The 11,794-nt window shown below is 68.9% G+C and carries 14 protein-coding genes; 5 read left to right on the top strand and 9 right to left on the bottom strand.

The genetic code is table 11. The annotated features are described in order from the left end of the window. Positions 1 to 251: 251 nt before the first annotated feature. The 3 genes from AN478_RS04835 (at position 252) to AN478_RS04825 (ending at position 2,385) form a co-directional block, all read left to right on the top strand. Positions 252 to 503, top strand: a complete 252-nt coding sequence (locus AN478_RS04835; protein ID WP_054965482.1) for a YfhL family 4Fe-4S dicluster ferredoxin — start codon at positions 252 to 254, stop codon at positions 501 to 503. A gap of 210 nt (positions 504 to 713) precedes the next feature. Beyond that, positions 714 to 1,715 (top strand): tRNA dihydrouridine(20/20a) synthase DusA, encoded by a 1,002-nt coding sequence (dusA, locus tag AN478_RS04830; protein ID WP_054965481.1) that lies wholly within the window; start codon positions 714 to 716, stop codon positions 1,713 to 1,715. Between the two features lie 94 nt (positions 1,716 to 1,809). Further along, positions 1,810 to 2,385, top strand: a complete 576-nt coding sequence (locus AN478_RS04825) for a thioredoxin family protein (protein WP_054965480.1) — start codon at positions 1,810 to 1,812, stop codon at positions 2,383 to 2,385. Positions 2,386 to 2,482: 97 nt separating this feature from the next. On the opposite strand, the gene AN478_RS04820 is transcribed toward AN478_RS04825, so the two are convergent. Beyond that, positions 2,483 to 3,466: a YihY/virulence factor BrkB family protein gene (locus tag AN478_RS04820; protein ID WP_054965479.1), complete on the bottom strand. Its 984-nt coding sequence runs from the start codon at positions 3,464 to 3,466 to the stop codon at positions 2,483 to 2,485. 186 nt (positions 3,467 to 3,652) lie between these two features. Between AN478_RS04820 and AN478_RS04815 the strand changes: the two genes are divergently transcribed. Continuing rightward, positions 3,653 to 3,868 (top strand): hypothetical protein, encoded by a 216-nt coding sequence (locus AN478_RS04815; protein WP_054965478.1) that lies wholly within the window; start codon positions 3,653 to 3,655, stop codon positions 3,866 to 3,868. A 15-nt stretch (positions 3,869 to 3,883) separates the two neighbouring features. Here the strand turns inward: AN478_RS04815 and metX are convergent, their stop codons facing one another. The 7 genes from metX to AN478_RS04780 all read right to left on the bottom strand — a co-directional run bounded on the left by metX (position 3,884) and on the right by AN478_RS04780 (position 10,571). Next, the gene (metX, locus tag AN478_RS04810; RefSeq protein ID WP_054965477.1) at positions 3,884 to 5,008 is read right to left on the bottom strand and encodes a homoserine O-acetyltransferase MetX; all 1,125 of its coding nucleotides are present in this window, start codon (positions 5,006 to 5,008) and stop codon (positions 3,884 to 3,886) included. Between the two features lie 108 nt (positions 5,009 to 5,116). Further along, positions 5,117 to 6,043: an ROK family protein gene (locus tag AN478_RS04805; RefSeq protein WP_054965531.1), complete on the bottom strand. Its 927-nt coding sequence runs from the start codon at positions 6,041 to 6,043 to the stop codon at positions 5,117 to 5,119. An 11-nt stretch (positions 6,044 to 6,054) separates the two neighbouring features. Beyond that, complete coding sequence (locus AN478_RS04800; protein WP_054965476.1) at positions 6,055 to 6,537, bottom strand: putative molybdenum carrier protein; 483 nt, start codon at positions 6,535 to 6,537, stop codon at positions 6,055 to 6,057. A gap of 137 nt (positions 6,538 to 6,674) precedes the next feature. Then, positions 6,675 to 7,796 (bottom strand): FIST signal transduction protein, encoded by a 1,122-nt coding sequence (locus tag AN478_RS04795; RefSeq protein ID WP_054965475.1) that lies wholly within the window; start codon positions 7,794 to 7,796, stop codon positions 6,675 to 6,677. A gap of 196 nt (positions 7,797 to 7,992) precedes the next feature. Beyond that, positions 7,993 to 9,123, bottom strand: coding sequence for a porin (locus AN478_RS04790; protein WP_054965474.1), 1,131 nt, complete (start codon positions 9,121 to 9,123; stop codon positions 7,993 to 7,995). A gap of 40 nt (positions 9,124 to 9,163) precedes the next feature. Beyond that, positions 9,164 to 10,201 carry a hydrolase gene (locus AN478_RS04785; RefSeq protein WP_054965473.1) on the bottom strand — a complete coding sequence of 346 codons (1,038 nt, stop codon included), beginning with the start codon at positions 10,199 to 10,201 and terminating at the stop codon, positions 9,164 to 9,166. Positions 10,202 to 10,247: 46 nt separating this feature from the next. After that, positions 10,248 to 10,571, bottom strand: coding sequence for a hypothetical protein (locus AN478_RS04780; protein WP_143004187.1), 324 nt, complete (start codon positions 10,569 to 10,571; stop codon positions 10,248 to 10,250). A 353-nt stretch (positions 10,572 to 10,924) separates the two neighbouring features. On the opposite strand from AN478_RS04780, the gene AN478_RS04775 reads away from it, so the two are divergent. Next, positions 10,925 to 11,278, top strand: a complete 354-nt coding sequence (locus AN478_RS04775; protein ID WP_054965471.1) for a hypothetical protein — start codon at positions 10,925 to 10,927, stop codon at positions 11,276 to 11,278. Between the two features lie 17 nt (positions 11,279 to 11,295). On the opposite strand, the gene AN478_RS04770 is transcribed toward AN478_RS04775, so the two are convergent. After that, on the bottom strand, positions 11,296 to 11,628 hold the full coding sequence (locus tag AN478_RS04770) for a hypothetical protein (protein WP_143004186.1): 333 nt from the start codon (positions 11,626 to 11,628) through the stop codon (positions 11,296 to 11,298). Between the last annotated feature and the right edge of the window lie 166 nt (positions 11,629 to 11,794).

Below are 11,794 nucleotides of genomic sequence, written 5' to 3'. Positions count from 1 at the left end.
GGAGCCCTTCGGCCCGCCCCCGGCTGTACCATCATGGAACCGGATCAGCTACCGAGGAGCACTCCATGTGCGTACCCATCGCTGTTCCCGGCCTCCGGCGTGTCCTGCGGGCCGGCGGAGCCATTTTCCTCATCGGCGCCATCGGGGCCCTGGCATGGCCCTGCTTCTGAGCCGGCCAGGGGTAGAAGGGCGGGCCGCGGAAGGTGGCGCCGGAGCCCCGGATCACACCCACACATCTAAGGAGGATGGGCATGGCCCTGCTGATCACGGAGGACTGCATCAACTGCACGGTCTGCGAGCCGGAGTGCCCCAACGAGGCCATCTTCTACGACGAGGATCTGGATCTGTATCAGGTGGACCCGGCCAGCTGCACCGAGTGCGTGGGCCATCACGACGACCCGCAATGCATCGAGGTGTGCCCCGTGGACTGCATCGAGCCCGACCCGGACAATCAGGAGAGCCGGGCCGACCTGGAGGCCAAGTTCGAGCGCTTGCAGGCCTGACCCTTTCGGTTGCGTTAGCCGGCCTCTCGGGCCCTTCCCTCCCCCTCCCGCCCTGCCGGGAGGCCGGCTCCTTCCCCTTGTAGGCCCCTCCCAGCCCGGCTATCCTGCCTCCCGGATCCCGAATGGATCGGGGTCCCGTGTTGGGCGAGCGCCCGATGCGGCTGGCAAGCCCGAACCGCGCCCTTTCACCCCGAAGACCGCCGCTCCGCCATGCTCGACCGCACCCTCTCCGTGGCCCCCATGATGGACCGCACCGACCGCCACCACCGCTACTTCATGCGGTTGGTGGCGCCGCGGACCCTGCTGTACACGGAGATGGTGACCACCGGGGCGCTGCTGCACGGCGACGTGGCGCGCCATCTCGCCTACAACCCCGAGGAGCACCCCGTGGCCCTGCAGCTCGGCGGCTCCGAGCCGGCCGAGCTGGCCCATTGCGCGCGCCTGGCGGAGGAATGGGGCTACGACGAGGTGAACCTCAACGTGGGCTGCCCCAGCGACCGGGTGCAGAACGGCCGTTTCGGCGCCTGCCTCATGGCGGAGCCCGGCCTGGTGGCCGAATGCGTGGCCGCCATGCGCGAGGCCGTTGCCCTCCCCGTGACCGTCAAGCACCGCATCGGCATCGATCACCAGGACGACTACGCCCATCTGCATGCTTTCGTGGACCGGGTGGCCGCGGCCGGCTGCGGCACCTTCATCGTCCACGCCCGCAAGGCCTGGCTGCAGGGCCTATCCCCCAAGGAGAACCGGGAGAAACCGCCCCTGCGCCACGAGGAGGTACACCGCCTCAAGCGGGAATTCCCGGAGCTGGAGATCATCACCAACGGTGGGCTGCGCAGCGTCGAGGACATGGCCGCGCAGCTGCCCCACCTGGACGGCGCCATGATCGGCCGCGCCGCCTACGAGCGGCCCTGGATCATGGCCGAGGCGGAACGCCGCTTCCTGGGCGAGGACCCCGCCCTTCTTCCTCGCCGCGAGGTGGTGGAGCGCTACATGGCCTACATGGAACGGGAGCTGGACCGGGGCGTGCGGCTCCAGGCCATGGCCCGCCACATCCTCGGGCTGTTCCAGGGAATGCCGGGCGCCCGCGCCTGGCGACGCCACATCTCGGAGAACGCTCCCCGCCGGGACGCCGGAGTGGAGGTGATCCGGGAGGCCCTGGAGAAGGTAGCCCCCGGCTGCCGGGAAGAGGCCGCCCTCGCGGCAGACGGTTGACGCCGCAGGCCTTGTGGCCTATAACCGAATAGGCGTTCGGTTCCCATTTTCCGGAGACGGCCTGCCCGTCCCCTCAGCCCCGGAGGACGCAGCAATGAAACGCACGCGCCCATGGAAGCGGATCCTCACCCTGGGGCTCGGCGCGCTCCTGGCGCTGGCGGCAGCGCCCGTCCAGGCCGAACGCGCCGACCCGCAGTCCTTCTACAACATCCCCGCGTTCGGGGACTTCCAGCGGAACCTCCAGGACGCCGTGGATTCGGGCAAGAAGGGCATGCTGCTCTACTTCCACCAGGACGAATGCCCCTTCTGCCAGAAGATGGAGGAGGAGGTCTTCACCCAGCCCATCGTCCACGACTTCTTCCACAAGTACTTCGACGTCTACAAGGTCAACATCAAAGGTGACGCGCAGTTCGTGGACGTGGACGGCGATTCCCTCTCCCAGGGGGACTTCGCCGTGCAGAACCGAGCCCGCGCCACCCCGACCCTGATCGTCTACGACGAGGAAGGCGAGGAAGCCGTGCGCTTCATCTCCAACCCCAGCACCCCCGAGATGCTGGCCCTGGGAAAATTCGTGGTGGACGGCGCCTACGAGGAAGGCAAGGACTTCTTCAACTACAAGCGGGAAGCCACCACCGGCATCAAGCAGGAGATCCGCGAGGAGTACCTGTAGGGCCTTTGTAGGCTTCCGCCCGTCCTCTTTGTCCGGGAGCGACGGCTCCCGGACAAGTGCGTTCGAGGCCCCGCCCCGCCCGGTCGGGTAGGGTCCATCATTCGGCCCGAACGCCCCCTTCCCCCTCCGTGTCCGTCGAGCCGGCCACCGTGTCCGCCACCACCGCTTCCCGCCGGCCCATGGGCCGATCCGCGCCGACCGTGGTATCCCGCTCCGTGTGGTGCTCCAGCTCGCTGTTCACCTTCGCCCCGAGGAGGATGACGTAGGCGGAGAGGAAGAACCACATGAGCAGGATGGCGATAGCCGCCATGGAGCCGTAGGTCTTGTTGTAGGCGCCGAAATTGGCCACGTACCAGGAGAACAAGCCCGAGGCGATCAGCCACAGCCCGGTCGCGAGCACCGCCCCGTGGGTGAGCCAGCGCCAGCGGGGGGGCCGGCGGCTGGGGGCGTAGCGATAGAGCGCCGACAGTCCCAGCGCCATCAGGACGGCCAGCACCGGCCAGCGCACCCAGGCGATGAGGGGACGCAGGAGGTCGGGCAGGGGAAAAGCGGCCAGCACCGCCGGGGCCACCACCACCATGGCCAGGGCCAGGATCACGGCCAGCACCGCCCCGAGGGTAAGGCCCAGCGCCACCGCGTTCTGACGCAGGAACCCCCGCTTCTCCTCCTCCCCGTTGACGATGTTCAGGCCCACCATCAGGGCCTTGGTCCCCTTGGTGGCGCTCCAGAGGGCGATGAGGATGCCGACCACCACGCCCACCCCCAGGCGGGCGCCGGTGTTCTCCGCCAGCTTCCGCAGCTGGCTGGACAGGATCCCGGTTACCGCCTCCGGGAGGACGTCCTGGACCTGCCGGACCATGCGCTCCACGTCCCCGGGATCGGCTACCAGCCCGTAAAGGGAGACCACGGCGGCCAGGGCGGGAAACAGGGCGAAGAAGGCGTAAAAGCCCACCCCCGCGGCGACCACGCTCAGGTTGTCCCGGCTTATCCCCCGCCAGACCCGCCGGGCCACCGCCTTCCAGTCGGCCGTGCCCAGCTCGCCCGGGCGGGCGGCCTGCCGCCCCCGGTGCTCCCGGCTCATGAAACCTCCTCCACCTTGCCCCCGGCCCGCCATACCCAAGGCCTCGGAGAAGTCTACGGGGAGGAGGACCGGGGCGCCCATTGCGGGGAATCCGAATGGATGCTAGCGAGTTAAGAGAGGATGGTGAAAAAAGCAGGGGGCGGCCGGAAGGGCGCCGCGTGGTGGATCCCCAAGGAGGCGAGTCCGATGAGCGATAACCAGGAACGGTCCGAGCGGGAGGCCCGGCTGGAGGCGGAGGTGGACGCCGCCCGCGGCGTGGTGCGGAGCCAGCCACAGTACATCACCAAACAGGGCGGATCCGCCGGCTGCCGGGAGTCCGGCGGCCAGCGCGGGTACTGGCCATGGACGTGGTTCCGCTCGCCGTGGCGATCTCAGCAGATGACGGGGCGGAGGGCTGGCTAGCCCCGAGGCGGCGGGTCACGCTTCGGAGGCGTCCCCGCCGCTGGAGAAGAACTCCCCCACCACGGGAATGAACCGGGCCTTGTCCACCAGGAAGGCGTCGTGGCCCTGGAGGGAGGGCAGCGGCATGTAGTGGGTGGACAGGCCGGCATCCTTCAGGCCGTCGGCGACGGCCTTCTGCTGCCAGACCGGGAACAGGAAATCGGTCTCCACGCCGAGCACCAGCGCCCGCCGGGCCCGGATCTGCTTGAGGGCCGTGTCGGGATCGCCGTCCCCGGCGTGCTCCCCCAGATCGAACAGGTCCATGGCCCGCGACAGGTACAGGTAGCAGTTGGCGTCGCACACCTTCACGAACTTGCGGGCGTTGGCCTCCAGGTAGGACTCCACCTGGAACTCGATGTCAAAGGGCTGGCTGCCCGGTTCGTCCAGCCATTCCACCCGCTCCCGCCCGAAGCGCTGTTGCCACTCCTCCGGCGAGCGATAGGACATGAGCCCCATCTTACGCGCCAGCCGCATGCCCTCCTGCGGCTGCTGCCCCTCCGGATAGAACCCGCCCTTCCAGGCCGGATCGCTCTTGATGCAGTCCCGCTGCAAGGAGCGGATGGCGATGGCGAAGGGGGTGGCGCTGGTGGCCGCCGAGATCACCACCAGCTCGTCCACGTCGTCGGGATACATCACCGCGAAGGCCAGGGCCGACATACCGCCCAGCGACGCGCCCACCACCCCGTGCAGCCGCTCGATGCCCAGCTTGTGAAGGGCCTGACGCTGGGAGCGGACGATGTCCTCCACGGAGAGCTCCGGGAAGTCCAGGCGGTAGGGTCGCCCGGTCTCCGGGTTGGTGGTGGCCGGCCCCGTGGAGCCGAAGCAGGAGCCCAGGTTGTTGATGCAGATGACGAAGTAGCGGCTGGTGTCGAGGGCGCGCCCGGGGCCGATCATGAACTCCCACCAGCCGCGGGAGGGGTCCTCCATGGAGGAGGCAGCGTGCGCGCTGGGGGAGAGGCCGGTGAAGAGCAGGATGGCGTTGTCCCGCTCGGGGGAGAGCTCCCCCCAGGTCTCGTAGGCCAGCGTGACCTCGGGCAGGGCCCCGCCGCGTGCCAGCTCGAAGGGGCCGTCCAGGTGCAGGTATTTGGTGGCGCCGGACATAGGGCCTTGAGGTCCTTAGCGGTGGCTGAAACGGGTGGCCGGTGGCGCGGGCCGAGAAACCGACCATTTTGGCAGATTTTTCCGGCAGGCAGTATGCGGGGCGGGCCTTCAGGCGCTTCCCACGGCCCGGGCGGCCTCCCGGGGCCCCCAGAGCCAGGCGGCGCCGCGCACCCCGCTGGAGTCCCCGTGGCGGGGTGGCACCAGCCTGGTATCCACCCGGTCGGAGAAGACGAAGCGGCCCCAGAGCGCCGGGACACGCTCGTAGAGGCGGCCGATGTTGCCCATGCCGCCGCCGAGGACGATGACGTCGGGATCCAGGATGTTGATCACATGGGCCAGGGCGCGGGCCATGCGGTGCTCGTAGCGGCGCAGGGTGGCCGCGCAGTCCGCATCGCCCTCCTCGGCGGCGGCGACGATGGCCCGGGCGTCGCGGGCGTTCCCCGTATGCCGCTCATGGTCCGCCGCCAGCCCCGGCCCCGACAGGAAGGTCTCGATGCAGCCGCGGAGCCCGCAATAGCAGGGCGGACCCGGCACCTCCCCCGCGGCCGGCCAAGGCAAGGGATTGTGCCCCCACTCCCCGGCGACGGCATTGGGACCGGTCAGCACCTCCCGGTCCACCACCACGCCGGCCCCGGTCCCCGTGCCCGCGATCACCCCGAACACCACCCGCGCATCCGAGCCGGCACCGTCGGCGGCCTCGGACAGGGCGAAGCAGTTGGCGTCGTTGGCAATGCGCACGGGGCGCTCCAGGCGCGCCTCCAGATCGCGATGCAGGGCCTGGCCGTTGAGCCAGGTGGAGTTGGCGTTCTTGATGGTGCCGGTGGCCCGGGACAGGGCCCCGGGCGTGCCCACGCCCACCGTGGCACGGGTGCCCAGCTGCGCCTCCGCCCAGGCCACCAGGCCGGCGAGGTTATCCAGGGTGGCACCGTAGTCCCCGCGGGGGCTATCCACCCGCCGCCGCAGGCGTTCCCGGCCCTCCCCGTCGAGGGCGATGACCTCGGTCTTCGTGCCGCCCAGGTCCACCCCGAGCCGGATGACCGTCACGCTCAAGCCTCCTTCGCGTATTCGAAAAGCGCCGTGAGAAAGGCCCGGGCCGCCGCGTAGATCCGGCCCTCGGCGTCGCCCCGCGGCCCCGCCACGTTCAGGGTCGTCACCTCCTGTTCCCGGAGCCAGGCGCGCACGGGGCCGGGATCGGGATCCCCGTCCAGGGGCACCACCCGGTGGGGCCGGCCGTATTCCCGGATGAAGCCCACGGTCAGGGCCGTCCCCCCCGTCAGGCGCCCCCAGCCGAGCACCAGGGTGGCGTCGGCGTCCCGGACGTTCCAGCGCGTGCGCTGCCGGTAGTCCCGGGAGGGGGTCTCAACCAGCGGATAGCGGGCGTCGAGGGGGCCGTCCTCGGCGCGGCGCCCCGTGGGGCACCAGCCGCCCACGGCCAGCCCCGCCGCCATGGCGGCGTCCAGGGCGGCGCGGTCCACCCCCGTCTGGCCGCCGGAGATTACCTTGGGCACGGGAAGATCGGAAAAGGACATGGCCTCGGTTGACCCCTTTCGCGGGCGTCGCGCGGCGCCCGTCCCTGACGAGCCCGGTCACGGACCGCTCCCACAGTGCCTTCCTCCGCCTTCGCAGCGGCGGCCAGAGCGAGTCATCCGGCTCCGGAAGCGAACCCCTAAGGGAACAGGGCCAGTACGCCGGTGTAGCCGTACAGGCGGCTGTCGTGGATCTCCCCGTTGCAGAAGAAACCGGCCAGGGGCACGTCGCCGAGCTCCTGGCGCACCAGGCGCAGCTCGTTGGAGTCCTCGCCGAACAGGCTGGCGCCGCGGCCCACGCAGGAGAAATACAGCGCCCCCCGCGCGTCGCCGCCCGCCCGCTCGCGCACCTCGCGGACCATGCGGATCAGGTCCTCGCGGGCGGTGTTGCCGTCCCGGCGGCAGAACATGATCTCCTGGCCCTCGCTGACCTCCTCGCCCACGCCCACTACCTTCTTGGCCTCGTTGACCCCCACCAGGTTGCGCACCAGGTAGTCCCCGCTGTCCGCGCCGCCCTGGGGGAACCCGGCGAAGATGTAGCCGGCGGCCTTGTTGAGGTCGCGGGCCAGCAACTCGCCGATGTCCTCGTAGAACGCATCCAGGGCGGGCCGTCCGTCCAGCTCGATGAGGGCGTTGCCGTCGCAGGAGGTGATCTCCCGACGCGGGCCGATGGGGGTGCAGCCCTGGGTGAGCCCGGTGACCACGGGGACCTCCTCGGTGAGCAGCACCCCCGAGAGCCCGCCCTCGGTCACCGGTCCGACCGCCTGCGGATAGGCCCGACGCCGGGTGGAGGTGAGCCCGCCCACCAGGAAGCCGTCGGGAAGCTCCGCGGCCAGCCGGCCGATCAGCTCGGGCACCTCGGCGTTGCGGGGATCACCGTGCACCACCCCCCGGACCGCCGCGTGCCCCTGGTACCAGGACCCCAGCTCGGCGCGCAGATCCGACAGGTCCTCCCGCTGGGTGGGCAACAGGCGCACGGCGTCCGGGGGGAAGGTGGCCACCAGAACGCTCATGGCCGGCATCAGGTGGTACTCCTGGCCGGACCCGCAGACCCCAGCCCCAAGGGTGCCCACCCACTGCTCGATGCCGGTGTGGGCCTTGAGGTAGTCGACGATGGCGGCGAACTCGTCGCTCCAGTCGTCCGTGATGTATACAAAACCGAGGTTGGCGTCCGCCGGCAGCTCGCCCACCTGCCGAAGGCAGGAATCCGCCGCATCCCGCCACAGGGCGCCCCCGGCGTGCCCGGCTCGAAACCGTTCCATTCCTGGATACCGTCTTAGCTAGGGAGAAGATCCCCCATTGTACCGGGCACCAGCCGCGGGCCACTAGAGCGGGGAACCGACCTCCGCCACCTCCCCCCCTGGCCGGTCTCCCCGCAAGGCACCCTTCAATTGCAAAAAAACCCCGGGGTGGTTGCCCGGGGCCCTGCTGAGGGAGAAAGCTCCTGTGCGAAAGCGGCTAAATCACGTGCTGGAACTGCACAAACAGCTCGTTGACGTCATTCCCGTCAACCCCCTCCCGGTTGGCCCCCACCCGGTAGGTGGCCTGAAGCTTGTCGGTGTGCCCGTTGATAAAGAAATTCAGGCCCGCGGAGGCCCGGGTCCACGTCTCGTCGTAGGCATCGGCGTCGAGTGCCTGGTAGCCGGCAACCAGCTCCGCCCGGGACGGGATCAGCATGTAGCCACCCTCCACCGCGTAGGTCCCGAAGTCGCCCTCTCCACCCTCGATAATGCCGGAGGTAACGTTATCCCCGTTGGTCTCGGTGGCGAAACGGTTGTACTGGGCGTCCACCGACAGTCCGCCACCCCGGAACGCCGCATCGGCACTGAAGCCGCTTACGGAATCGTACTGCTGGGCCTGGGTGAGGGTGGCAATCCCCGGCTCGTCATCGTCATTCTCCCAGGTGAACCCGTTAATCCCCAGGGCCAGCCTGGGATCGCGGACGAAATCACCCTGAGCCTTCTTGAACGACCCTCCCACGAGAAAGAAATCCAGGCCTCCGGCGACCATCTTACCGCCGTACCAATCGTCGTCCTTGTTGGCGCCCGAGCCGAAATCCAGCTTGTCGGTGTCGGCATCGATATAGGCCTCGTAGGCCCCGAATTGGTAGCCGACCAAGTCGGTGCCGCCGGCGTAGGAAACACCTAGCTGACGGTCCGGGGTGCCATAGTTGTGGTCCCCGACGAAGGTCCGCTCCACCAGCTGCTGGCGCTTGGAGGAGGTATTGGACTCGCGCGAGAAGGGCACGTAGTGGTTGCCGACGGTTAGTTGGCCGGGGCCCAGGGACGAGTAGGCGATATAGGCGTCCTTCACGCTGACTCCGGCCTTGCCGAAATCCACCTGCCACTTGCCCGAGATGTCCTCCGTCACACCACCCTCCATGTACAGGCGCATGCGGCGGAAGAACAGCTCATCAGTGCTGTCGCCTGCGTCCGGGTTCTCCAGATGGTACTGGGCCTGGAGGCGACCACCGAATTCCAGGTGGGTATCGCCCTTGTCGTAGACGGTCACGCCAGCGGGGGACGAGGCGGGGGCGGCCACCCCGGCCAAGAACAGGGCGGTAACCGCCCGGTTCGCCAATTCAGGCATGAACTAGCCTCCTTATTGGTCGCGGTTCGGCGGGATTGCCTTACCGGGGCCAGAGGCTAGTGGCGAAATATGAAAGGGTTTGGTCAGGGACGTGAAAGTTCGATGACAACGCCCCGCTCAAAAACCGGGGTACCCGCTCCTCGATCCAGTAGCCGGAGCACCCGGGCATTCCCCCGGTGACGAAGCCCACGTGGCCGCCGCGGGCGTGCAGCTCCAGTTGCACCGAGGGGGAAAGCTCACCGGTTTCCGGCACGGCGTCGGGGGTGGTGAAGGGATCGTCCAGGGCATGCAGGATCAAGGTGGGGACGGTGATGTCGCCCAGGTAGGAACGGCAGCTGGCTCGGTGGTAATAGTCATCCACCCCGGCGTAGCCGTGCACGGGGGCGGTGAAGACGTCGTCGAAGGCGCGGAAGGAGGAGGCCGCGCGGACCCGCTCCAGGGGCACGGGAGAGGCCTCGGGCCGCCCCGCGTACTTGCGCTCCAGGGAGCCCACCAGGGTCCGCAGCAGGTGGCCCTGGTACAACCGGGACAGGCCACCCTCCAGCCGCGCCGCGGCCCGGTCGAGGCGGAAGGGCGGGGAGACGGCCGCCGCCGCGGCCAAGGGGTTGTCGGGCCCCGTCTCCCCCAGCCACTTGAGCAACAGGTTGCCGCCCAGGGAGAAGCCCACCGCCGCCAGTGGCGTGTCCGGCTCCCGTTCCCGCAGGAGCGCCACCACCCGGGCCAGGTCGTCGGCATCCCCGCCGGTGTAGCAACGGTGGGTGCGGTTGGGCTCGCCGCTGCAGCCGCGGTGGTACATGAGCACGGGCCGCAGCCCCTGCTCCCCCAGCTCCCGCATGAGCCCCGGCAGGTAGTGCGACTCCAGGGAGCCCTCCAGGCCGTGCAGGAGCACCACAACCGGGCCCCCGGCGGGCCCATCCGCCAGCCAGTCGAGGTCCAGGAAGTCGCCGTCCTCCAGCTCCAGGCGCTCCCGCCGCACCCGCGCCTTGGGTGGCCGCCGCATCAGGGCGGGCCACAGGGTCTGCAGGTGGCCGCCGGGGAGCCACCAGGCCGCTCGGTACCGCTTCTCCAATCCGCTCATCGCTCCGTGCGGGCCCCTCGGCTCCGGCTGCCGGCCGCGCGGACGGCTACCGGTCCATGGAGGCCCGCAGCTCCTCCCACTTCGCCCGGTTGGTGATCTTGGTGTCCCGGACCTCGGCGCCTTCATACAGCACCACGGCGTACAGGGCGTCGGTCTCGGGATCCACGAAACGCTCCACCACGTCCCGCGTGACATCCCGCCCGACCACCCACTCCGCCTCCAAGGGCCCCTGAAAGGCGTCGAGGACGTGGACCTTCACCCGGTCCAGGCGCCGAACCCTATAGCCCTTCTTCTCCAGGCGGGGAATCCGCTCGACCCGCACCCGCTTCCGCCGTTTGCGGCCCCGGGCGTCGGTTAGCTCCACTTCCACCCGCTCTCCCCGAAGGGACTCCCATATACCCATGTCTTCCTCGCCACTGTCCGATTGCCAAGACGGCTCCGGTGCCGGACGGCCCATGCGGCCCCGGCTCCCCCCTGTCGCCGCAAAGCATCACCTCCCAGAGCCCGCGATGCAACCGGAAATCCGCGACATGGCGTGGCTTTTCGGACAAATGGACCAGGGTATCCGGGGCGCTGTCGGCGGGCGGCGACGGTCGCGATGGGAAAAGGCCCGGAGGCCGGCCCGATCTACCAAATAACACACTGAAATTAAAACTATTTCAATGATGGGCACGGGAATTGCTTTTGTCCTGGGTGCGGACAGCCGATTCCCAGGAGAATGTCATGAGCCAGCCCACCAACCCGTCCCACGAGCTGAACATGCTGGTTACCATATACGTGCAGGGCCTGCCCGTCGCCATGTGCGTCGCCGAACGGGCGAGCCGGGAGGCGCTGCGCATCTGCCTCAGCGCCTGGACCCTCTATCCCCACGCCATCGACGAGGTTGAGCTCACCCGCGAGACGGCCGAGGGGCTGGAGCGCCACCGCCTCCCGGTGCGGGTGGACAGGGTGGTGGACAACCGGGCCCAGGCGGTGTTCCAGGACGCATCGCCACGGGCCCTCCAGGCCCTGGACGCGCTCCTGGAAGAGCGCGCCATGGGGACGCGGGCCGCCGCGCCCCAGGCCGACACGGCCTGAAATCGGGGATCAGGGGCTCACAGGATCCCCAGGATGTTGAACTCCACATAGGCCCGGTCGGCGCCGTTCCAGCGCAGGGTACGGGGGGAAACCAGCAGCCCTGGGCGCGCGTCGCCCGGATCCTTGCAGACCGGGCGTCCCTTGTAGCGATGGAAGAGCAGGTTGAGCTCCCTGGCCTCCTGCTCGGTCAGCTCCATCTCGCCCATGAGGACCGGCGGCCCCACGGCCTGGGACGCCTCTTGCCGTACGCCCAGGCCTCCCCCCAGCCACCCATCCCTGCCCTCCCCCAGCTCCTCCACCTTGGGGAGCAGAACCTCCGGAACCCGGGGCAAGCCTGCGGGTGTATCCATCACCGCTCCTTATCGGTCTTCAAGCCCATAAATGATGACTACGCTTGCCCACTATTACACGAAAACCCAAATACAAACCAAGCTATATTGCATTGCAGTCGGGAATTTTTATTGTAAATTTTTCCGAAAGTTAGAAATATATTTTTACAATTAAAAGACCAGAAAA

The organism is Thiohalorhabdus denitrificans, from assembly GCF_001399755.1.
Classification (GTDB): Bacteria; Pseudomonadota; Gammaproteobacteria; order Thiohalorhabdales; family Thiohalorhabdaceae; genus Thiohalorhabdus; species Thiohalorhabdus denitrificans.
The sequence above is the reverse complement of the archived record's forward strand: the minus strand, read 5'-3'. Positions and strand labels throughout refer to the sequence as shown.

Excerpts from the sequence above, each read along its gene's own strand:
- AN478_RS04835 (WP_054965482.1), top strand. The coding sequence starts at position 252 with ATGGCCCTGCTGATCACGGAGGACTGCATCAACTGCACGGTCTGCGAG.
- dusA (WP_054965481.1), top strand. The coding sequence starts at position 714 with ATGCTCGACCGCACCCTCTCCGTGGCCCCCATGATGGACCGCACCGAC.
- AN478_RS04825 (WP_054965480.1), top strand. The coding sequence starts at position 1,810 with ATGAAACGCACGCGCCCATGGAAGCGGATCCTCACCCTGGGGCTCGGC.
- AN478_RS04820 (WP_054965479.1), bottom strand. The coding sequence starts at position 3,466 with ATGAGCCGGGAGCACCGGGGGCGGCAGGCCGCCCGCCCGGGCGAGCTG.
- AN478_RS04815 (WP_054965478.1), top strand. The coding sequence starts at position 3,653 with ATGAGCGATAACCAGGAACGGTCCGAGCGGGAGGCCCGGCTGGAGGCG.
- metX (WP_054965477.1), bottom strand. The coding sequence starts at position 5,008 with ATGTCCGGCGCCACCAAATACCTGCACCTGGACGGCCCCTTCGAGCTG.
- AN478_RS04800 (WP_054965476.1), bottom strand. The coding sequence starts at position 6,537 with ATGTCCTTTTCCGATCTTCCCGTGCCCAAGGTAATCTCCGGCGGCCAG.
- AN478_RS04795 (WP_054965475.1), bottom strand. The coding sequence starts at position 7,796 with ATGGAACGGTTTCGAGCCGGGCACGCCGGGGGCGCCCTGTGGCGGGAT.
- AN478_RS04790 (WP_054965474.1), bottom strand. The coding sequence starts at position 9,123 with ATGCCTGAATTGGCGAACCGGGCGGTTACCGCCCTGTTCTTGGCCGGG.
- AN478_RS04785 (WP_054965473.1), bottom strand. The coding sequence starts at position 10,201 with ATGAGCGGATTGGAGAAGCGGTACCGAGCGGCCTGGTGGCTCCCCGGC.
- AN478_RS04775 (WP_054965471.1), top strand. The coding sequence starts at position 10,925 with ATGAGCCAGCCCACCAACCCGTCCCACGAGCTGAACATGCTGGTTACC.
- AN478_RS04770 (WP_143004186.1), bottom strand. The coding sequence starts at position 11,628 with ATGGATACACCCGCAGGCTTGCCCCGGGTTCCGGAGGTTCTGCTCCCC.